Annotated in this window: 23 protein-coding genes and 2 pseudogenes; 6 read left to right on the top strand and 19 right to left on the bottom strand. The window is 37.5% G+C overall.

The window, feature by feature from the left end; all coding sequences use genetic code 11:
* Positions 1–285: 285 nt before the first annotated feature.
* The 3 genes and pseudogenes from F4694_RS17910 to F4694_RS17905 form a co-directional block, all read right to left on the bottom strand.
* Positions 286–828 (bottom strand): annotated as a pseudogene (locus tag F4694_RS17910) (IS607 family transposase); the annotation flags it as partial.
* A gap of 22 nt (positions 829–850) precedes the next feature.
* Positions 851–943, bottom strand: a complete 93-nt coding sequence (locus F4694_RS32960) for a MerR family transcriptional regulator (protein WP_374757435.1) — start codon at positions 941–943, stop codon at positions 851–853.
* 239 nt (positions 944–1,182) lie between these two features.
* Entirely contained in the window at positions 1,183–1,644 is a 462-nt protein-coding gene (locus F4694_RS17905) for a GNAT family N-acetyltransferase (RefSeq protein WP_218895716.1), read from the bottom strand.
* A gap of 137 nt (positions 1,645–1,781) precedes the next feature.
* Between F4694_RS17905 and F4694_RS17900 the strand changes: the two genes are divergently transcribed.
* Both F4694_RS17900 and F4694_RS17895 read left to right on the top strand, forming a co-directional pair.
* Positions 1,782–2,993, top strand: a complete 1,212-nt coding sequence (locus F4694_RS17900) for an MBL fold metallo-hydrolase (protein WP_179600410.1) — start codon at positions 1,782–1,784, stop codon at positions 2,991–2,993.
* A gap of 1 nt (position 2,994) precedes the next feature.
* Positions 2,995–3,261 carry a DUF3006 domain-containing protein gene (locus F4694_RS17895; RefSeq protein ID WP_179600407.1) on the top strand — a complete coding sequence of 89 codons (267 nt, stop codon included), beginning with the start codon at positions 2,995–2,997 and terminating at the stop codon, positions 3,259–3,261.
* Between the two features lie 91 nt (positions 3,262–3,352).
* Here the strand turns inward: F4694_RS17895 and F4694_RS17890 are convergent, their stop codons facing one another.
* The gene (locus tag F4694_RS17890; protein ID WP_179600405.1) at positions 3,353–3,652 is read right to left on the bottom strand and encodes a hypothetical protein; all 300 of its coding nucleotides are present in this window, start codon (positions 3,650–3,652) and stop codon (positions 3,353–3,355) included.
* 260 nt (positions 3,653–3,912) lie between these two features.
* On the opposite strand from F4694_RS17890, the gene F4694_RS17885 reads away from it, so the two are divergent.
* On the top strand, positions 3,913–4,611 hold the full coding sequence (locus F4694_RS17885; RefSeq protein ID WP_308806365.1) for a sulfite exporter TauE/SafE family protein: 699 nt from the start codon (positions 3,913–3,915) through the stop codon (positions 4,609–4,611).
* Between the two features lie 43 nt (positions 4,612–4,654).
* On the opposite strand, the gene F4694_RS17880 is transcribed toward F4694_RS17885, so the two are convergent.
* The 4 genes from F4694_RS17880 to F4694_RS17860 all read right to left on the bottom strand — a co-directional run bounded on the left by F4694_RS17880 (position 4,655) and on the right by F4694_RS17860 (position 7,858).
* Positions 4,655–5,041 carry a GNAT family N-acetyltransferase gene (locus tag F4694_RS17880; RefSeq protein WP_218895731.1) on the bottom strand — a complete coding sequence of 129 codons (387 nt, stop codon included), beginning with the start codon at positions 5,039–5,041 and terminating at the stop codon, positions 4,655–4,657.
* Between the two features lie 82 nt (positions 5,042–5,123).
* On the bottom strand, positions 5,124–6,113 hold the full coding sequence (locus F4694_RS17875) for a Gfo/Idh/MocA family protein (RefSeq protein ID WP_179600401.1): 990 nt from the start codon (positions 6,111–6,113) through the stop codon (positions 5,124–5,126).
* 21 nt (positions 6,114–6,134) lie between these two features.
* On the bottom strand, positions 6,135–6,422 hold the full coding sequence (locus F4694_RS17870) for a putative quinol monooxygenase (protein WP_179600399.1): 288 nt from the start codon (positions 6,420–6,422) through the stop codon (positions 6,135–6,137).
* Between the two features lie 440 nt (positions 6,423–6,862).
* Positions 6,863–7,858, bottom strand: a complete 996-nt coding sequence (locus tag F4694_RS17860; RefSeq protein WP_179600395.1) for a DUF3231 family protein — start codon at positions 7,856–7,858, stop codon at positions 6,863–6,865.
* Positions 7,859–8,136: 278 nt separating this feature from the next.
* Here F4694_RS17860 and F4694_RS17855 point away from each other — a divergent pair, with 278 nt between their 5' ends.
* Together F4694_RS17855 and F4694_RS17850 are read left to right on the top strand one after the other, a co-directional pair.
* Entirely contained in the window at positions 8,137–8,370 is a 234-nt protein-coding gene (locus tag F4694_RS17855) for an ABC transporter (protein ID WP_179600393.1), read from the top strand.
* 332 nt (positions 8,371–8,702) lie between these two features.
* The gene (locus F4694_RS17850; RefSeq protein ID WP_179600391.1) at positions 8,703–9,170 is read left to right on the top strand and encodes a GreA/GreB family elongation factor; all 468 of its coding nucleotides are present in this window, start codon (positions 8,703–8,705) and stop codon (positions 9,168–9,170) included.
* Between the two features lie 47 nt (positions 9,171–9,217).
* Here the strand turns inward: F4694_RS17850 and F4694_RS17845 are convergent, their stop codons facing one another.
* The 4 genes from F4694_RS17845 to F4694_RS17830 form a co-directional block, all read right to left on the bottom strand.
* Positions 9,218–10,006: a DUF2935 domain-containing protein gene (locus tag F4694_RS17845; protein WP_179600389.1), complete on the bottom strand. Its 789-nt coding sequence runs from the start codon at positions 10,004–10,006 to the stop codon at positions 9,218–9,220.
* A gap of 139 nt (positions 10,007–10,145) precedes the next feature.
* The gene (locus F4694_RS17840) at positions 10,146–12,269 is read right to left on the bottom strand and encodes a glycoside hydrolase family 3 protein (protein WP_179600387.1); all 2,124 of its coding nucleotides are present in this window, start codon (positions 12,267–12,269) and stop codon (positions 10,146–10,148) included.
* 170 nt (positions 12,270–12,439) lie between these two features.
* Positions 12,440–13,675 carry a helix-turn-helix domain-containing protein gene (locus F4694_RS17835; protein ID WP_218895715.1) on the bottom strand — a complete coding sequence of 412 codons (1,236 nt, stop codon included), beginning with the start codon at positions 13,673–13,675 and terminating at the stop codon, positions 12,440–12,442.
* Between the two features lie 111 nt (positions 13,676–13,786).
* Positions 13,787–14,947: a DUF4317 domain-containing protein gene (locus F4694_RS17830; RefSeq protein ID WP_179600383.1), complete on the bottom strand. Its 1,161-nt coding sequence runs from the start codon at positions 14,945–14,947 to the stop codon at positions 13,787–13,789.
* 217 nt (positions 14,948–15,164) lie between these two features.
* On the opposite strand from F4694_RS17830, the gene F4694_RS17825 reads away from it, so the two are divergent.
* Entirely contained in the window at positions 15,165–15,605 is a 441-nt protein-coding gene (locus tag F4694_RS17825; RefSeq protein ID WP_257029287.1) for a CBS domain-containing protein, read from the top strand.
* A gap of 61 nt (positions 15,606–15,666) precedes the next feature.
* Here the strand turns inward: F4694_RS17825 and F4694_RS17820 are convergent, their stop codons facing one another.
* The 7 genes and pseudogenes from F4694_RS17820 to F4694_RS17790 all read right to left on the bottom strand — a co-directional run bounded on the left by F4694_RS17820 (position 15,667) and on the right by F4694_RS17790 (position 21,641).
* The gene (locus tag F4694_RS17820) at positions 15,667–17,121 is read right to left on the bottom strand and encodes a DHA2 family efflux MFS transporter permease subunit (RefSeq protein WP_179600379.1); all 1,455 of its coding nucleotides are present in this window, start codon (positions 17,119–17,121) and stop codon (positions 15,667–15,669) included.
* 306 nt (positions 17,122–17,427) lie between these two features.
* Positions 17,428–17,886: a MarR family winged helix-turn-helix transcriptional regulator gene (locus F4694_RS17815; protein WP_179600377.1), complete on the bottom strand. Its 459-nt coding sequence runs from the start codon at positions 17,884–17,886 to the stop codon at positions 17,428–17,430.
* 69 nt (positions 17,887–17,955) lie between these two features.
* On the bottom strand, positions 17,956–19,092 hold the full coding sequence (locus tag F4694_RS17810) for an MBL fold metallo-hydrolase (protein WP_179600375.1): 1,137 nt from the start codon (positions 19,090–19,092) through the stop codon (positions 17,956–17,958).
* Between the two features lie 159 nt (positions 19,093–19,251).
* Positions 19,252–19,374, bottom strand: a pseudogene (locus F4694_RS17805) (VOC family protein); the annotation flags it as partial.
* A gap of 25 nt (positions 19,375–19,399) precedes the next feature.
* Positions 19,400–20,506: a D-TA family PLP-dependent enzyme gene (locus tag F4694_RS17800; RefSeq protein ID WP_179600373.1), complete on the bottom strand. Its 1,107-nt coding sequence runs from the start codon at positions 20,504–20,506 to the stop codon at positions 19,400–19,402.
* A gap of 3 nt (positions 20,507–20,509) precedes the next feature.
* Entirely contained in the window at positions 20,510–21,043 is a 534-nt protein-coding gene (locus F4694_RS17795) for a GNAT family N-acetyltransferase (protein WP_179600372.1), read from the bottom strand.
* A gap of 37 nt (positions 21,044–21,080) precedes the next feature.
* A complete protein-coding gene (locus F4694_RS17790; RefSeq protein WP_179600370.1) occupies positions 21,081–21,641 on the bottom strand; it encodes an AAA family ATPase in 561 nt (186 codons plus the stop codon).
* Positions 21,642–21,758: the final 117 nt, after the last annotated feature.

Here is a 21,758-nt window from a genome sequence, read left to right as displayed (position 1 = left end):
TCCTTTTGCGTGGTTTTCTTATTGATGACTTTTTGTAAGTAACTCGTTTTGGATCGAAGCTCATGAATATCCAATTTTCTTTTTTCGTTAAAGGAGGAGACCTTGCCATCCAACTGCATCCTTAATGAATTGAATTGCCTGGCTGTGATTCCAAATTGGGTAAGAAAGGTATTTTTAAGACTGGACGAGGAAGCCCCTTTGATGTGAGACTGGACAAATAGCTTCCGCTCCAACCTGCCGAAGTATTCTGCATACTCAAGAAGGTACCTGTCGGATAAGATTCCGTTATGTTGTGAAATGTTTACTATTTTCGTGTGGTAGGTTTGCAACATCTTCCAAAACCCCTTTAACTTTTTCTTCAACTATTTTATTTTTATGACTCCTCGTACCATACAATTTATCTGAAAAACTGGTAATGATAGCGATTAAATCTTCCACCAACTCCTCCTGAATTGACTTTTCATCTGTTTGATTATCTAAAATATGAAGCGTGACATGATGACTTTCAAAAAACATTTGTAAATAGTGAAAACCGAATCTCGTGAGACGGTCACGATATCGAATGGCTAGGTCAGAAAGTATTCCTTCCTGTGCCAGTTTCATAATTTTGACTAAGCCCTTCCGTTTGTCATTTAAGCCTGAACCGACATCTTCAATAATCGTTACCTGTTCAAACGATTCCAAATCCATTTTATCTTTCATAAAATCAATTTGGCGCAGTAAATCTCCTATCATTTTTTGTTCATGAGATGAAACCCGAGCATAAATAACGACATGCTTTCGGTTATTTTCGTTCATTTCATTTCCTATTAAGCGATTAAGCTCGCTTTCTGGTAATCTTCATTGACCATTAGGCGTACGGATAAAGAAAGCTTTTCCCGAATGATTCCCATCTTTGTAGAGTTTTGACCGTAACCCCGAATATTTGTGCAGCTTCTGACATTCTATAAAGTTTCTCCATAAATCAACTATAGCACCGATACAGAAGAATGTCTAAGAATGTCCATGTTTAGTAAAACAGTTTGAAACCCTGCTGTTTCTAACATCATAAACGAATTACTATATTAATTTAATTAACCTTCAATCTAACTTAACTATATTGTAAATCTGGAAATTATCATTATATCAACCAACATTTTACAATTTTCCACAATAACGTCTGTTGGTTTTTCATAGCAAAGATTATATTATTGAATAGCTCATTGGTGTAAATCTTAGTCCATTTACAGTCTGTTCCTGATCAAGATCAACAAAACCGAGACGGTGATACACTTCTATTGCATAAGGGGATGAATTCACCGTAATGGTGTTACAATTCGAATTACTTTTACATTCCTCTAGTACTGTATGAAATAAACGTTTCCCAATCCCCTGTCTATGATACTCTTTATTTACAAAAAGCAAGCAAATGTGATTCCTTCCTCTTGTTGCGATTACCCCAGTTAATTCATTTTTAACGATACAACCCCAAAAGGTGATCTCTCCTTTTTCAAATTGTTTCATCATTGAATCATAAAAAATAAATTTCTTGAATTCTTCAATCCCCTGGACTGAATAATCAGGTGCTTCAAATTCCAGGAATACGATCCAAACTAAATCAAGCGCATTTTGAAGATCCATTTTCTTCAATTTTATGACTTCCAATGAAATCCACTCTCCCTTTTTACAAATACTAATTTCCTGTTTTTATTTTTGACTAGACTGAAAACGAATAGTCGGCACTTGAATTGTCTGAAAATGGTTGATTTGTGTTAAGCTAATAGGTGAAAAGGGGGAATTGCATGCAAAAACGTTACCTTTTTGCTCTATATAGCTTCATTTTTATTTTACTCTTAAGTGGCTGCGGCCAAGAACATCATGAATCAAAAGATTTGGCGCAACGGAAAGAAAACATCGTAGAAAAGTCTGTCCCATTGGAAAACGGTGAAACACCTGAAGAGGATAATGTAGCACCTTCCGATTTATCAGGACTTAAAGCTCACTTCATTGACGTTGGTCAAGGTGATTCCACATTGTTTCAGTTTTCTGAGGGTGGTGAAGACTTTACGATACTCATTGACGCTGGCAACTGGACTGGTGATGAGGTCATCCAATATCTCAGGTCACAGAAGGTATCACAAATTGATATTGCGGTTGGAACACATCCAGACGCCGATCATATTGGGCAGTTAGATCAGGTGATTAATTCCTTCAATGTTGGTGAGGTTTGGTTATCAGGGAACACCAATCCCTCTCAAACGTTTCAAAGACTATTAAAAGCGATTGATGAGAAAAAAGTGGACTATTATGAGCCGAGAATGGGAGAACAGTTTGATGTTGGTCCGCTCCACATTGATGTCTTATATCCTAAAACGATTAGTGAACAGGATAATGAAGAGTCGATTTCGTTAAAACTAACCTATGGTGACGTCAGATTTATTTTAACAGGAGACGCGACCACAGATGATGAGTTAAAAATGCTTCAAAGTGGTATCGATGTTAAAGCTGACATTCTAAAGCTTGGTCATCATGGGTCTTCTACATCGACGCACCCTTCTTTTTTGCAGGCAGTGAATCCGGCTGTGGCAATTTACAGTGCCGGCTTGAACAACACATACGGTCATCCCCATGAAGAAGTGGTTAATCTTGTTCAAAATTCAAATATCCAGCTCTATGGGACAGATGTTCATGGGACGGTAATTGTAGAAACAGACGGAAAAGATTATTCAATCCTGACGAAAAAAGACGGGACCATAACACCCTCTAGCAGCGGAAAAGCAACTCATGATGAGGTAAAAGTGGAACCTGCTCCGATTGCTGGCAATTGTATCGACATAAATAAGGCATCCATCGAACAGCTTCAGGAAATCATGCATATCGGGCCAGCACGTGCACAAGATTTAATTAACTTACGGCCGTTTTCCTCAGTGGATGATTTAGGAAGAATTAAAGGAATTGGTCCAGCAAGGATTGCAGATATAAAATCGCAAGGACTTGCTTGCGTAGGAGGTTAGGATGATTAAGGGCTACTTAGACAGAATCGAAGACAAACAATTTGCTGTTATTTTAGCAGAGGAGATCAGAAAAGAATTTATTATTCCAGTCAAGGACTTGCCGGCAGGAAGCAAGGAAAAGTCCTATTTTGAGATTACGATCGAAAACGATAAAATTATATCAATGAAATTGGACGAGCAAACTACTCAGACACAACAGGAGAATGTGGATGATATGATGGCAAAGCTTCGTTCTAGGAGTAAAGGCAGCAAGTTTAAAAAGAACTAGATAAGCGCAAACAAATTTATAAAAAATGGAAAACTCCCATGATTTACAAGGGAGTTTTCCTTATTTTCACCATTAGCTTCTATCTCATTGATTAATCGAACCTCACTGTATCTACTCCATCCACAATATCCTCTAGCTCCGTAAGAAAATTTAGTTGAACAGGAGCTGGAATTTGTTCCATCCACTTTTTTATTTCAGGTAATTCCTCAGCCTCTTCTATATCTTTTGGCTTTGGATCAAGTGTCGTCCACCATTTCTTTAATTCGTCGATAAATTCATAAAAGTAGCGTTCAAATCTTTCTGCCCATTCTGCCCCTTCATCATCCGAAGTTTTTTGCATCATACTCCAGGCTTCCATCGCAGTTTCGAAGTACTCATCAATCTTCTCCATGTCAGACTCCTTTCTACATCCTGTTATATTCTCTATTCTCTCATTGTAACAGTCGATGCTATCTTTACACACGCTGCAAATCCTGAGATTAAAAAATAATAAAATATAGATACATCTTGGTACATGAATTAATTAAAAACTAATCATAGAAATTAATCCTTTTCTGCTTTAAAATAATATAGAGAATTATTAAAAAATTGAGGTGAGTCATCATTTTTGAATTATCTTACATCGAATGGTTTGTCGTTATTTTAAGCACAGTGTTTATCGGTTTTACAAAAACCGGAGTATCCAGCATGGGTATCCTTGTTGCCACGATTCTTATGTACGTATTTCCAGCAAAAGAATCCATAGGAATTTTGCTGCCAATGTTAGTCGTGGGTGACCTTTTTGCAGTTATTTTTTATCGTCGAAGTGTGGTTTGGAAATATCTTATTTCATTGATTCCTTGGGTATTGATTGGAATCGTTATCGGTTATTTTGTCCTTAATCAGATAAACAGCGACCAGTTAAAACCACTGATTGGTATCATCGTGTTAGCACTCATTATTTTGCATATCAGTCGTGAACGATTTGGAGAAAAGTTTACGGAGGCTCTGCCGAAGTCAATATGGTTTACCCTCTCCATGGGAGTGTTAGCAGGATTTACAACGATGATCGGAAATGCAGCAGGCGGTGTAATGGCCGTCTACTTATTAATGAAGGGATTGCCGAAAAAAGAGTTTGTTGGAACAGGGGCATGGTTCTTCATGTTCGTGAATTTGATTAAAGTACCGTTTTATATCAGTTTAGGTTTGATTACCTTTGATTCCATTACGTTTAATATGTGGTTGATTCCTACTATATTAATAGGAGCTGTGATTGGAATAAAAGTGGTACCACTTATCCCGCAAAAAGCCTTCCAAACTCTTATTCTTGGATTTGCCTTAATCGGAGCCCTGAGACTTATATTAGTTTAATCGTTTAAAAAAGTAACCAATCCTTCGGTTGGTTACTTTTTTTCTAAGTATTTTTCCATTCATAAAGTATATCAGGTAAATCTTCTTCGTTTTCATACCCTCTGCCAATGATAATAAATCCATGTTTTTCATAGAAGCGTTGTGCTTTCTTATTGACTTCAAATGTATATAGTATTAATCGCCCAGCTGATTGTTCTTTCGCTCTAGCTAATAAAGTTTGGCCAATACCGTTTCCTTGAAAGTCTATATGAATGTAAAGCTGGCTTATTTCCCCTTCGTTATAAGCAATCATTCCGACTATCATCTCATCCATTAATACTAGATCTACTTGATATTGTTTTGCTAGGATTTGATTTAGAAAATCAACGTGACTATCAAAGCTGTGTATTTCCTTCTGACCAAGTGCCGCTTCCTTACTATTCCGCCACATTTCAACTGTTTGTTTCGCATAGTTGGGTTGATACTTAATGATTTTTACTTTACTATCACTCACAACAACAACCCCTGCCTGGTTACTGGTAATAGTTCTTCACCATTTCACCCATAACCCAATTCGTTCTGGCACCTGACATTCCGGTGCTAGGACACGCGCTACTTTCACTGGTTAGGTCTAAAACAATCGTTTCCACTAAGGGTTGATGAACATGCTGAGGCCGTTCGAAACTCCACTCTTCTGTACCCTGTTCTGTGGTCAATCGTATTGGTTCGTTCCCAAAGGTGGAGAAGGTAATCTTCCCTTCGCTACCGATAATTTCATTAATATCCTCATTTTCAAAGGCAGTAAAACACCATTTCCCTACACCATGAACGCCCGATTCAAACAAAAATGTACCTGAAACAATATCTTCAGCCGAATAATAGCCTGCTTGGTTTGAAGCAATTCCTTGAACAGACTTAATCGGCCCCAACAAGAAGTCGAAAATATCGAGAGTATGACTGGCTAAGTCAAAAAACAAACCTCCACCCGCTAATTCAGGTTGAACACGCCAAGAGAGCTGCTCAGGTTGTTTACCCGCTTCAAAATCCTTTTGATACTGCGTGGCAGATACGAATCGAACCTCGCCGATTGCCCCTTTTTCTAACAACTCTTTTATTTTAATAAATCGAGCTTGTGCTCTGCGATAATAAGCCACATATAATGGAACTCCTGCTTTTTCGCATGCAGCAATCATTTCTTGGCACTCCGTGTAAGTGCGTGCCATCGGCTTTTCTACATAAACAAGCTTCCCTGCCTTAGCTGCCTTTAAGGTATACTCCTTATGTGAACCAGGAGGTGTAGCAATATAGATAGCATTTACATCTGGATCGTTTATGAGTTGGTCTGCATCGTCATACCATCTGGGAACTTGATGGCGTTCCGCATAGTCCTTCGCAAGCTTCCCTGTTCTCCTCATTACCGCAACAAGCTTGGAGTTATTAATTTTTTGAAATGCCGGGCCGCTTTTTACTTCTGTTACATCCCCGCAGCCGATGATGCCCCAACGAACTTTATCCAACTTCATGATGTTCCCCCTTCCACGAAACTACTCTACTTCTCTATAAATGTTAACTTCTGTGCTTTCTCGTAGTTTCCTAAGCTCAGGGACAATTCTGTTAACATGGTCCGTTTTATTGTGTTGATTCAAAGCCTCTTCATCCACCCATTCTTCAAGCATAGTAATGATAGAAGGATCATTAATATCTTGATGAAGAGCATATGTAATGCACCCTTCTTCTTTTCTTGTTTCTGCCACTAATTCCCTAGCATCACGTAAATATTCTTCTACCTTTACATCTGATTTCAATTTGCATTTTGCCACTACTTTTATCATTTCATTAACCCCCATTTAGTTTTTGGCATTTCACATTACTTCCAAAAAATCTTATTGCGAGCAATTACCTACAATCTTATTTTACCATTTTAACACTATTAACAACATATTCCATCTTTGGACCAGACTCTGTTTTCCTGCTTTCTACATAAAAGATTAATAGATTTGCCTAAAGTGGTCCTTCAGTTCTTTTTCAGAAAGTATAATTTTTCCGTCTAAATTCTTGGTTTGTAGAACGAACTCTTTTACACCAATAAATTCTGATTCGGATATAACAAAGAAAGTAGTACCCTTCTTATATATACCTTTATAATCTTTCATTAATCGATATCTTTTCATATACCTACCTCGGTCTGTGTGATTGATAAATATTTTACAGACCGTTATCGATTGATACAAGAAAAGAGCAGTAGCCACCGCTCTTTTCTAAGAAATCTTTCTCATTTCGCAGCTTCAAATTGAGGAGGCTGCTCCAGCCATTTTCTTTCAATCATTAAATTCATTCCATCTTCCCCAAAAGTTCCGGTTTTGGTAATAAAATTTGCATACATGGCGCTAATATCTCTGCGCATGGTAGTTCCTAAACCAGCACCGTATGCTGCCATTCCTAGATTTGACAGGACCCCAATGACATATAGCATTAATTGTTCCGAAAACGGAGCAACCGTTGAATCGGTGACGCCGTAATCCCATGAGTTGGCCGCGGGGACTTCACTTTCCTGTAATACATCATGAATGGAGCCTAAGATGTGTTTGCACAAGTTCTTTCCCCGAAGGAAATATTCACGAAGTTCACGATCCTGTGATACTTGTGAAAACGCGGTGCACATTTGCATCCCCATTTCATTTTGGATAGCATTTATCAATAAATGTGTGCACTCAATTCCTAATAGCGGACGTCTGCGTCCTAGCCAGCCTGTCAGAAAAATTTCTTTGTTAACGAAATCAATTTCTGTTGGGTAATTCATGTAAGGCATTCGCACATAAATTCCTTTTTCCTGCATTTTGCTTACTGCATTATGGTATAACTGAGCCACATCATCCATGAGGGTATTAAATAACTTTCGCACATCTTCCCTCGCGGAAACGGTTAAACCCGCAGCATGAGAAGCAAGCCCAAATTTGCTCATTTGAAGGATGCACTGTATGTAATAGAGATCAGAAAAAAGTTTGACTGCATTTGGGACAACATGTTTCTCCACCTTGAAACCTTCAGGGATAACAATTTTTTCTTGTATAAATAACTGTTCAATCTGATTCTTATGTGTCTCAGCCAAATGCTTTGATTCTTCTAAAAGTGTTAGAATCTCAGGATCTTTACAGGTTTCTATAAAGTGAGTCACCATGCAGAAAACTACACTGATATTTACACTGGCTGTCCAAAGAGCTGATATCTCAGCACTCGTTAATTTAACAATCTCTACTTTATTATTCATGACATATCCCTCCATAACTTTTAGAATTCCCAAATTAGAGTTAGGATATTTAATGTTCCATTTTATAATTACAATATGAATCCCACTGTCCGCCTGAGGTGGACAGTGTCCATGAGCGGTGCCTGTCACCATTTTTGTGTCACCAATATTGTCATCACTAATTATATCACCTAGCTCTTCCTCGCCTATTTTCCGCCCCTTTTACTGGATTTGTAAAACATGCTTTTCACCCCCTGCATAGTATGTTATTGAACTACCATAGTGAGGGGGTGAATTACATGAGTAATGGTCATTCTTCCTGTGGCATTTTGGGACTTTTCCTAGGATTTTTAACAGGTGTTATTTGGTTGCTGCTTGTCACTTTAAATGTTTTTACCACTTTGCTTGGTCTCCTGACTTTAGGTGCCCTTGCCCCTATTTTAAACTTCGTATTTGGATTAATCGGCTTCCTGGTTATCATTGTTTTTGGTTTACTCATCTTTAAGAAAGTTTGGCGCCACTATAAAAAGTAAAGTGTGTCTGTTTTATAAACCAAACTTTATTTTACGAACAGTCTCTTTAAAGGGACTGTTTTTTATTAATTTTTTACCTTTCTCTAAACCTTTCAACAATAATTGATATTCATGCTATTTCTGTTGATATATGGTAAAATAGAACTAATATCTTCCAATAGATAAAGGGGCTTGTCCTCTTTATTGTACAGGAATACAGATAACCCCACTTTTACGGTGGTTATCTTATTTTCTGTAAGGAAGGTTTATTTTTTATATTTAGGAGGAGTTATTAATGAAACAATCAATGAAGTTTTGCAAAAAGTTCAATCCAAGTTTGGGGGTTATCTACTATGAACCATAGTCTACACCTCACTAAGAATTACTATGTTCAACAGTTAAATTATATAGACGAAAACATCAAGGAATTAACAAATCTCTATCTTTCTTCCACTCCTGTCCAAGAACGATTAAAACACTTTTTTAATTTATATGTCATGGAAGTTGAGGAGTTATTAAAAACAAATAAACGAAATGAAATCATTTCACATTTCCCAAAGGTTTTTATCGGAACAAAGGCTACAGTTTTATATGATGATGAAAATGAAACAGAGGATTATGTAATTTGTTACCCAGAACAGTCAGATCCAGATTTCGGCTATATATCCTTTTTATCTCCAGTAGGCAGGCAGCTGCTTTTTAAGAATCTCGGTGATAAGGTATCCATAAAAATCCCAACCGGAGAACTACTGGTAACCATTAAAGAAATTTCATTTGTCGGCGAACTAATAGAATATGTAAATAAGTCAAAAGAGGCCTAAGAAATGAAAACAGACCTTCCCCCAATGGTGGAAGGTCTTTCGTTTATTTACGTTCCGCTAAGAGTAGCCTCAAACATTTCTATGATTTCTATAAATCTTGAAGCTTCCCTAAATGTATGGTCAGCTAAGAGAGGATGTATAATGCTCTTAATTCGGCATTCTTCGATTAAGTCTCTTGCTGTTTTCTTAAAATCCCTTAATGAAACTACGGATACTTTATTTTGGTTTAAAAACTGACCGAGCAATGGTTTGGTTTCAGATTGTGGCCGCATATAGTCTAGATCTACTGCCTGAAACAACAATTTATCAAAATCATTACTAAACTCTCTAGCCTGATCTACTAATTTTCTTTCTGAAGGATCTAAAAGGTGTCCGATAAACTTTGCGTGGTCAGCCATGATTTTTAAGAAAAATACATTTTCTTGAATAACCGTATCTGGTGTCGGGGCTAATATCCCTTCATTTAATTCTTTTAACCGATTTGCAAAATACGCTGCTTCTCTGCTAATATGGTCAACTAATAAAGGGAAATTATTGTGTCTGATTTGACAGCGCAGCGTTAAATCTAATATCTTTCTTTTATACGCATAAATCGCTGCAGCTGCTTGATATACCTCAGTATTAAAAGCTTGAACTTGACGAAGATCCGAATTTACTGTAAATCTAGAAAGCTTCTCCTCAATCCGCTCGAATAAATCCATAAACTGCTGGGCTTCTTCAATCAATTGTTTCTGTTCATACGTGAAGCCAAGACTTAAGAATAAAGAATGCTCTTTCATGATCCGAGACCAAAATTTAATTTCGTCTAATGACCGAGCAACAATCGGGTTTGCCATGTTGTCCCTCCTTAACTATACACTTCCCTCCTAAATATATGTATGGATTGTTAGTCCCTATTACCTAATTTTCTTTATCCATATTTTTGGGTGTACAAAAAAAGCTAAGGCATTCACCTTAGCTTAAGAAAATCAATTATTAATAGCTTAATCCATGACCAAGCTTGTAGACATTTCCATCACTATCTTTATAAGAATAAGAAAGTCCTTCAGGCATATATTTGTCCTTGTCATAGCCTGGTACATCGTTTGGCGACACACAATCACCATTTTCATCGACAGCAATTACTTCTTCACTTGCTGGCAAAGATATCGGCAGGACGCCCACTGGTTGGAACTGGCCAGCGATTACCTCAAATTGCGGCTTAAAGATGGTATCGTAACCAGCAATCACTGCATCCGCTAATGGTTCAGCATTTCCAAGAATCCATGGCAATGTCACATTTATACTGATTACAACTTTACCACCACGATTACGAATCGTATTACACACTTCTTTTAGGTGTTCAATTTCACTCAAAGTCGTTTCTTGATACTCCGAGCCATCTAAAGCTTTAATCGTTTTATTCTCGCATAATTCAAGTTCTAACAGTCCAGGTGTCGCATTGAAATAAGATCCGGATTTTGGCTGCAAGAACAAAATCGCTACATCTGCTTCCTCATGATTCTCCGTTAAAGTAAAAACTCCAATTTCCTTACATTCTTTCCTAGCTTGGTCTGTATAAGTAGCTGCAAGTTTTGGATCCTTATGGAAAACTTCGACATAAACATTCTTATTCGTAAGCTTTTCAACTGTTAACGGTAATGTCTCATTTGAATTTTTAAGAACCGTTACGGATTTCTTGTGTGCTTCGTATGCAGCCTCCCAGTGCGCTGGAGTACCAACCACTTCAGTTGCATTTTCAGGTGAAACGTAGGTACGATCATCAAAAATTCCTAATGTAAACATTTCAGTAAGAAGTCGTACATTGGCTTCGTTAATACGCTTTTCACTAATCCAGCCTTTTTCAATTGCAATTTTCAAATTTTCGATGTCATTGGTATCGGCAACAAGATCGGTCCCGGCATTGATTGCTTTTGCAAAACGTTCTGCTTCGCTCTTATCTTCAACGCCCCAGCTCATTTTATTTGTGATGCCGCTATCACTGTTGATATAGCCCTTAAAACCTAGTCCTTCTCGAAGGATACGTTGTAAGAAATAATGATTAAATGTAAAGCCGACCTCTTCAAACGGAATGTCTTCACCCTCGAATTCTTGGACGACACTCTTGCTGATACTTGGTATTGAGTAATATGGCATAATGGAGGAAGTTCCATGTTCGACCGCTGCTCTAAATGGCGGTAAGTGATACTTTTCTAAACTTCCTGGAGTTGGGTACAGATTCCATTTTCCTTCTGCATAGTGAGGATCAAATCCATTTTCCCTTGCACCACCGCCTGGAAAATGCTTCGTTGTCATGGCAATACTGTGTTTCCCTAACTCTTTTCCTTGGAATCCGTCTATGATACGGCCAATTGCATCTGAAATAAATTCAGGATCTTCCCCAAATGTACCATAGGTACGCTGCCATCTAGGATCTGTGGCCGTATCAGCCATATACATGTAACCTTTTCTTATCCCTGTAGCTTCCCACTCATCGTGTGCAATTTTTGCAAATTCGCTAATCAGCGTGGCATCGCCGCCATTTTTGATCTCTCCCATAGCTGCAGCAGCAAGCCCTAACGTTCCTGGCCATGTTGAAAAAATCCCAACTGCATCATTCATCCCAAAGATGGATTCACCATTTTCGTTTCGTGAATTGGAGGCGATTAAACAAGGAATACCAAGACGAGTACCCTCGGCTACTTCATTCATTTTATTGATCCACTCTGCCATTTCAGCTGGACTATGGTTGTCTCTATGAATAAAGTGACGTAAATGCATATTTTCAATTGTGTGAGTAGTTCCATATATTTTTGCTACCGCAAATATGTTTTCACCTTTTTCAACGATTGCTTCATCAAGTACTCCATCATGACTTGTCTTAGTCTTATCTTCTTGAGAAAGACCCATTTTACGAGTATTAATCAGCATCATACCGATCTTTTCATCGATATTCATCAAGGAGACTAGGTTCTCAGCCCGTTCCTTGGGACTTAAGCGCCAATCTTTATACGGTTCTAGTTTTCCGCTATTATTTAAATCTTTAAATTTTAACCCATCGACCTCGATGATATTTTTAACTCTGACCTCTAAATTCGGTTGTTTCTGGTTACTTTCCAATGTAATGCCTCCTAAACTTGTTTAAATCTCCTACTGTTAATATTAGCAATTTGACGAAGCATCCACACCCAATATTGTTGTCTTTTATACGATATTGCGACTATCTTAAAAATAAATTTATATTTTGCAAAAAAAATCATTTCTTTTTAACATTGAAAAGAGGCAATGCCTTATGCATCTGCCTCTAATTCTACTTGTTTGTTGCGTTTATACTCGGAAGCTGTCATACCTGTTATTTCTTTAAACACTTTACAAAAATAATTATAACTACTAAAACCGACCTGCAATCCAACTTCTGTTGTCGATAACCGACCTAATTCAATTAAAAACTTTGCTTCGTCGATTCGCTTTCTCTGGATGTAATCAATCACTGAAAGATTCATTTCTGATTTAAATTTTTTCGCGAGATAAGTCCGATTAAATCCTATTACATCTGCTACGGTTTGCAAATTAATCGATTCATGAAAATGAAGATTTATATACATTAACGCTTTCTTTACAACAGAGCTATACCCTTTGATTGCGTAATTTTTTACTGCTTCACAGTATTCATCAATCATGCTTACGTCGATTTTATTTAATTCGGACATTGTCACTGCGGATTCAATCTTAAGCGCAAATTTTTCCGAAATTGCATGTAAATATTGTGGTTCTACACCGCCGTTTCCAGCAGCAATTCTGTACATGGTATTACCTGAAAAGGTAATATTTTTTCTCGCTCGTAATGGATTACCAGGCACTCGATATAAAAAATCTCCAGTATGATGATCAAGCATCGCTTTCATTGCATTTTCTACATCACCGTTTTCAATGTAATGTAATAATTTCTTTTCTGCCTCATACCTTTTTTTTATCTCCACCCCACTCTGGTCATAGTCGTTAGGCTCGACATCTAGACGGTATTCCTCACTACTATGTTTAGAGGCAATGATTTGGGCTTTAACATGTGGGTTCATTACTATATTGACTACTAAATCACCTATTGCCAAGTAGGACTGTGCTAATAGTGGTAATGATCTATAATAGGTTTCTAATTTTTTTAACCAATTATTCTCAAGATTGTTTTCCTTTATTACGTTCCAGATCATATGATCAGAAACCCGTTCATTTAAAAATGGACCAACAACAACCATACCCATATAACGTTTATCCTTGTTTATAGGTACAGCCAAATACGACAATTGAAAAGTATCGGTTTGATAACAAAAACTACCTTTATTTGCTGGAACTAACTCTTTTTGAATCTCCCCTAACATACTTTTTCGGGATTCGATCACCATTAAGGGTTCATTATCATCCGCAATATGTATGATTGTCTTCATTTCTTCATCTAGTGCTTGTACACCTATTTGAAACGCTTTATTAATTTGCCAACACTTACTAATCAGTTCTTCCAAATTAATCACCTAAACAAATGATATCAAATCAGTATCTCCGCTAACAAGTTGAAGGTCGTCAAAACAAAAAAGTTGGTTCCTACCATTAGTAGTGAACCAACTTTCCTGTCACAAAACCACTTACATTATTTCTGATTCTAAGGTGAATCCTTCCACGACTACATCATCTTCAATTTCCAGCATTAAGCACCGTTTTCCTTGGAACATAATATATTTTACATGTTTCAGGTCTTTCGGACTTAGTGATAGATTTGCAACCTTTGTTTCAATTTTTATTGTTTTAGGAAGTAAACTACTCGCTTTAAGTTCATGTTTTTCATCATCCAAGATAGCTTTGAAAGCATGTTCCACTTTGGCGGTATCTACATTTTCAACCCCGCTGACCGTTAAAATTCGTTCGATATCACGAGAATCCAATTTCGGGGCTTCACTTTCTTCATTTTCTTTGCTCTCCTGGACTACCCTGTCAATTTCCTCATAGACATTCGAAATAACCTGGGATTCTACTTTGTCACCGATTACTTTATTAAGAATGATTTCGAAGCTGTCCTTTTCTTCTAATGCCGTAATAATTTCCTCGCAATTGAGTACCTCTTCCATAAATGTCTCATCTGGTTGATTCGCTTTACCTGCACAATAAAGAATGTGGTTCACATCGGCAGCATTGTCATTGAAAGCAGGAAACAAAAATCCTGACATCGGAGAAGCTAAATTAATGATGGGATCAAAGGCGTTACTCGATCTAAATTCTCTTTCCACATAATCGAAAACCAAGGCTCTTTTCGGCTGATCCGTTCTATTCAGACTGCACAGGATAAACTGGTTTGAATAAACTTCATCATCCCCGCCTTCTTCGGATTCTGGGTCCCGTTTCTTAGTCGCTTTTCGATATTCACCTCGTATGAACGTCACCACTGTATCAAACTCATAAACAGTATGAGCAAACATCTTACCGACAATTTGATGCATGCTGTCGATCCAATCATCGGTGGTTGCTGCCTGTAACCCGTCGAAGAGGATGATTTGAGTGCTGTCTTCCACATCCCGTTTAAATTTCAGTTCAAATAGTTTTGCATCGAGCTGTCCCGTTAACACCTTTTTGAAATTCATCAAAAATAATTCTTGGGACTCTTGGTCTAACATTTCAAATGGTGAAATGACGGAATGGTAGATTTCACCTGATTCTTTCTGAACATACACATTTAAAATCTCTCGTATTTGCATGAGATTGTTGTTTAACTTAAATTGTTTCCGGATATTAGCTATGTCTTTAGCATTCATTTATCTCAACTCCCATCCCTGATTATACTGTTCAAAAAGAAAAATAGTAATACTTGACAATTTATCCTCTTTATATCAGAAAAAACATAGCGGGCGCAAAATCGACATTATTTTTTATTAGAGAACAGTGTTTTATTTGTGTTAAGCTAGTGTTAAATATAGATGTATGCGATTACAACATGAAGAGAGGGACTTAAACATGCAGGTAAGAGACTTCATGATCAGAAAAGTTTTTACTGTGAAACCATCGAATACTGTCAAAGAATTGCTAGATATCCTCAATTCCAATCGAATCGGCGGTGTTCCGGTTGTCGATGATAAAGGTCAATTGGTCGGAATGGTATCTGATGGTGACGTATTACGCTACCTAGCTCCAAAACCCCTTGGAATTGCGGGTCTTGTTTATATTATAGAAGATGGAGAAATTGAGGATGTATTACAAGAAAAATTGGATACATCCGTAAAAGATATCATGACAAAAAGAAATCTTCTATTCGTATCTCCTGATGAAGAGTTTGATAAGACCATCCGTTTATTATCCCGTCATCATTTCAAAAAACTACCTGTCGTGAATGGTGCGGGCCGCGTTATTGGTGTGTTAAGCAGAGGAGACATAATCCATAATATATCGAAAAAAATTATTTCATCAAAAAAGTAACCATTCGCTATGAAAAGACGAATGGTTTCTTGATATTTTCATAGATTTTGGGAATTTGCTACTACCTGCGGACAGGTTCTGCTGTTTGCACCATAGCTGGTGACTTTTCTGTTACTGCACTAGGTTTTTTTACAAAGAATGAAACTATTAATCCAACTACAGAAATCCCTGTAATAAAGTAGAATGCATATTTCACTCCAGCAGCTAAAACTTCAGGCTGAGTGGCATTCGGAAAGTCCATTACATAACTGTTTTGTCCACTTGTAAATACCGTGATTGCAATCGCAGTACCAGCTGCCCCAGCAACTTGATTTAATGTGTTCATTGCTGCTGATCCATCACCATATAATTCACGTGGTAATTGATTCATTGCATTTGTTTGGGCTGGCATCATCACCATCGTTAAGCCAAAGAATAAAATCATAAACGCTACGACTACTTGCCATGCTGGTGTTTGACTTGAGATAGTGGTAAGAAAAACGATATTCCCAATTAAAACTAAGATAAAGCCAGCAATAGTGAAACTACGCGCTCCAACTTTATCGAAAAGCGCCCCTACAATCGGTGACAAAATGAAGTTAACTGCATTTCCAGGCAGTAATAATAAACCAGCCATCGCAGCACTAAATAATAAAGCACCTTTTAAATAAAGTGGCAGTAAAATACCCGTGGATAAAATGATTAAAATACCAAGGAACATCGTTAATGTTCCTAATGTGAACATTGGGTATCTAAAGACTCGTAAATTTACCATGGGTTGAGCCATTTTATTTTGACGAAGACCAAAAGACAGAAGTGCGATTATACCTACTAGTAAAGGTACCCATACTTTAGGTGATGTAATAGCTACTTCAGCCATTGTACTCAAGGCAAAAATTAATCCACCAAATCCGATTGTTGATAAAAGAATGGACGAAACATCGATTTTAGGTTTCGTAATTTCTGAAACATTTTCGATTTTAGCTACTGCAACGAGGATCAATAACACATAGGCAATAGCGCTAAACCAGAAAATATATGGCCAGCTTAACGTACTAATAATAACACCTGAAAGTGTTGGTCCTAAGGCTGGAGCTAGTGTAATAACAAGACCCATAAGCCCCATTACCACTCCACGTTTCTGAATGGGGAAAATAAGCAGCATTACACTAAGCATGACCGGTAATATTAGACCGGTTCCGACTGCTTGTACGACACGGCCAAGCAGCAAAACGCTAAAACTGAAGTTTAACGCTGCTAATATTGCCCCTAGCATTGAAATAACAAGTCCTCCAATTACTAGTTGTCTTGTCGTAAACCATTTCATTAATAGTGCTGAAATCGGAACTAAAATCGCTAATACTAATAAATATCCTGTTGTAAGCCACTGTGCGGTTGCTGCTGTGACTGAAAATTGTTCCATAATATTTGATAATGCCATGTTTAATGCCGTTTCACCAAATAACCCGGCAAAAGCGCCTAACATTAAAATAAATGCCATTGTCTTAGGATTCTTAACTTTGATTTGTGTACTCATATAAATCTCCTTTTATATTAATCTATAGTGCTGAAATGATTGTCGTAATTTCAATGATCAGCCATTATCCAATCCCCGTTGTACACCCCCACTTACGAACGAACCAGTTAACTATATCAAAAAATTTTCCTCAACGTCAACCTAGTTGACAAAATATTTTCCCTGAGTTATTATCAACTAAGTTGACGATAAATATAGGAATAGTATATGTATAATATGAGGTGCCTTGTTGTATATTCCGCTCATGGTATATGTAAAATAATATCAAAACCCCCGCCTTGTGCGAACAAAGCGAGGGTTTTGATTTCATTGATTTATATCCCAATCTAATTTTAATAAATCTTTAAGAATTTTTACATTCTCTGTACCTATTTTTCCGGCGATTTTATTCTCAAGTTTAGCTTTAAGCGCCTCGTTTTTTTCATAGCATTCTTCACCGAAAGCTGTTAACTGGATACACTTTTCCTTCTTGTTGTTTTCAACATTATCGATTTCGACTAATCCCTTTTCAGCAAGTTTATTGATGAATTTATGAATTGCTTGACGAGAAATTTCTACATTTTTTGTGATATACGATATAGTAGGCTTCTTTTTATAAATTCTAGCCATGATATACCATTCAGAATTAGAAATATGAATCTCACTTTGATTGTTCCAGGCTTTCTCTGAGATTTTTCGTACTAACGAATGACGTTCGCTCAATAAGTCAATCAAATCTAATTTTTGTAATTCAGAGGTTGGGATCAACTGATTCACTCCAATCATAATCTACACCCCTTACTATACAAAATCCAATATTGGATGTCAATTTGGTTGACATTGAATTATTGACAGTTACTGTGGCGTTGATGATTCTAATTCAAGAGTGTTTTTCGTGCTGAGCACTTTCCACCAAGAATTAAGTTCGGGGAAAATTCCATTTAAGATAACCGTTTCTCCTATATTGGGTGCAATCAAATTTACTTTTTTATGTTTAGCGGCACCTATTGCTCTTTCTACTGGATCTGTCCAGCTATGATACGCCAATGTAAAAGCACCCCAGTGAATCAGCATCATGTTCTTACCTTTTACATCAAGATGAGCTTGAACGGATTCCTCTGGCTGCATATGGATTTGAGACCAACGTTTATCATATTGGCCGCCTTCCATCAACGTGAGGTCAAAGGGACCATATTTTTCACCGATTTGCTTAAAATGCGGTCCATATCCGCCATCCCCACTCGTATAAATTCTAAGGTTTTCTCCAAGAATGACCCAGCCGTTCCATAAGGTACTATTACGATTGAACAATCCCCTGCCGGAAAAATGCTGTGATGGAACAGAAGCTATTGTCAATCCATCCCACTGTTTCTCCTCCCACCAATTACATTCTGTTATTCGTTCTTCTTTTACGCCCCACTTCATTAAATGTGCAGCTACACCCAGAGGGACGAAAAAATGACCCACTTTATCTTTTAACCTAATAATAGATGGATAGTCCAAATGATCATAATGGTCATGTGTGATTAACACAACATCGATTTGTGGTAATTTCTCAATCACATATAATAGATCCTCGCTGTAACGCTTGGTGCCAACAAATGAGACCGGTGAAGGAGAAGGTCCAAACATGGGATCAATCAGAATTTTCTTTTTGTCTAATGTAAGCATCATCGTTGAATGCCCAAACCACGTCAGGCTGTCTTCGACATTATCGATTTTGTTCCAATCAATAGAAATCGGAATAGGGTTTTGTGGACTCCGATTCTTTTTTCCTGTTAAGGAGTCTTTCATTAATGAAAGAATGGTAGATACATCCATCTTCATGTCCGTAGGACTTTGATTGACAAATTTCCCATTTTTATAATGGTTAAAATTTAGATACCGTTCAATATCCTGTTTACTAGGGCTGCCTCCAAACGTCGGGTGTATGGTAATAAATAGAATGATTCCAATAGCTAGCACGCCCAAAATAATAAGTAAATATTCCATTATCAGTGTTGGTCTCCCCTCAAATACGCTTAACTCGTAGGAACTAAGCAAATTTCATATGGCTCCTTCCCTTATAATATCTAACAAGGTTGTATCTATCAAATTTGGCTTCCGAAAAAAATAAACACCGCCAAATTTTGATGGCGGTACTAAGGTTTCTTACTTTATTTCTGTTACAGCAAAGTAATTTTCTTCATTATCTGCAAAGTTAAACACTCTTCCGTCAGGAATATTTACGATTTCTCCAACGGTTATATTATTATCTTTACAGTCCTTGTAGATCCATTGCTTTAAACGCCAAAGAAAATTATTTAACCATTCCTCTTGCGTCGACTTTCCAAACGTCAATTACCTGTCCATTCTCATGAAACACATATTCTTCGAACTGATTGACGACAGTACAGGCATGGTTCGGAATGATTTGGACTTTATCATTTAACTTTAAATGCGTTTCTTGTACAAAAACTCCAATTCCGTGCTCTTCGGATAAACGTTCAATCAGTACTTCAGGATGCCCGATAATCTCGCCGAACCCGCTAACAGTCTGATTACCATGTGCACCTTTGTCTAAACATAAAGACTTGCTGCCGGTATCGAAAATAATCCGATCTTTATAGACACCAACAACCGATGCTAGTATAGTGACCGCACAATTCTCAAAGTTTGTTACACCTAGACCAACTTGAATGGCGTCAAAAAACACCGCATTACCAGGTCTGATTTCTGTTACGCCGGGTACTTTTCCTGCAATCTTGAATGTTGGTGTAGAACCAACACTTCGAACTGATATCGGAATGCCTGCTTGTTCACATGCATTTGCACTTTCAACCACTGCTAATCCTTCCTGTAAGCCTATGCTTTCAATTTCTTCGTATGTTTTTGCTGCATACGAATGTCCAGCATGTGTAAAAATCCCACCGAGTTTAAGCTTGGAATGAGTCATTATTGCCTTTGCTAAAAGAAGAGCTTCCTTCCCTGGTTCCACTCCACACCGATTGAGACCAGAATTGACTTTTATCCATACTTCTAGTGTAAATGGTGTATGTTCTAGTCCTCTTTGTAGATAACCCAATGATTCAGGATTGTCTACGGCAACTTTCAGGCGAACCCCTTTTTTTAATAGCTGTATCAATCTATTAATCTTGTCTGGATTTGAAATGGGATAGGCAATTAATATATCCTTAATTCCTCCGGCCGCCATTACTTCTGCTTCACTAATTTTAGCCGTTGTTATTCCAACTGCTCCCGCTTCCACTTGGAGCTGGGCTATTCTCACAGATTTATGTGTTTTGATATGCGGGCGATAAGAAACACCCTGTTCATTTGCAAAATCAGCAATGTCACTTATATTCTTTAACAGTTTTTGATGGTCTAACAGCAAGGTTGGAGTGTCTAGTGTTTTTATGTTGGTCATAATTCATACATCCTTTAATAAATACTTTTCCATTCGGATATCAAACCACATTTTATCAGCCCAGTAAGTGAAATTTTCGATACGTCCAATCTCTTTGTATCCTAGCTTTTCATACAGCTTTCGAGCCTGGGTGTTAAATTCAAACACACCCAATTCCACACGGGTTAATCCAGCCTTCTTTATTTCTTCTTCTAGAAATTGAATCGCCTGATACCCAATCCCTTTCCCCCTACCTGCAGATTCTCCAATGGTAATGCCAATCCATGCAGTTCCTGCTTCATTCTTATAAAGGTGCTCGGGGTCAACCATATAGTTCATTTCACCGACCAACTGGTCATCCAGATAAATCAGGTACGTGTGATGGTGTTCCAGTCTTTGTTTTAATTCTTCCAGTGTCAAGGTGTCACGTCGTTCCAATGCTACCTTGTCTTGGTTAGGGCGGGTTAACGGGATTAAATCGGGATTGTTTTCCCATTGGTTAAATACGTCAACAAGCGATTGGGTAGGTTCCGTTAATTTCAAAAAATTTGTCTTCATGATGGTCTCCTCTTCTGGAAATCAAATATAAATATATTTATAATTGAAATTTATCTTTTATGACTTTCGCTACTTCTTCCGGACTCATATTTGTATTATTAATTCTGATATAATCTCGTCTTGTAATTTCACCCTCGAGAGAATTAAACCGGTATTTTTCCATCGACTTCTTTAGGTTATTTTCTGACCATTCAATATTCCTTTTGGTCGGTTTATGAAGAAGGCGGTGTGGACTTTTATTTCGCTGTAGTCTTTCATTCAAATCTGCTTCAAGTTCGACGAAATAAACGTTGCCTCCTCTTGACTGGAATATCTGGCAGACTTTGTCTACATATTCCCAATCTGAAGGATGATCAAAGGCCCAGACATAGGTGAAAATTAATCCTTCCAAATCACTCTTTGCTACGGCCTCGAATATTTCCTGCCGAAACAAGCTTACTAATCTTTGTCCTTCCTTCGTACCGAAGTCAAAAATTGGCGTAACCAATTCAATCGTCATATGATTATGAAAAAGTTTTAAACCAGTTATTTTCGCTAGTTCTTGACCCACCGTCATTTTTCCAACAGCCTGTGGACCAAATATCAAAACAAATTTCATAAAATCCTCCTAAAACTTTCTATACACTATGAAGATAATAAATTCTCTTTTTGTTACAAAATTCCTTCATTGATACATACAAAACTTGGTGTCAAAAAAGCAGTCGAAATGGGATTA

Source organism: Neobacillus driksii, from assembly GCF_013409995.1.
Classification (GTDB): Bacteria; Bacillota; Bacilli; order Bacillales; family Cytobacillaceae; genus Neobacillus; species Neobacillus driksii.
This window is presented reverse-complemented; position numbering and strand designations above follow the sequence as displayed.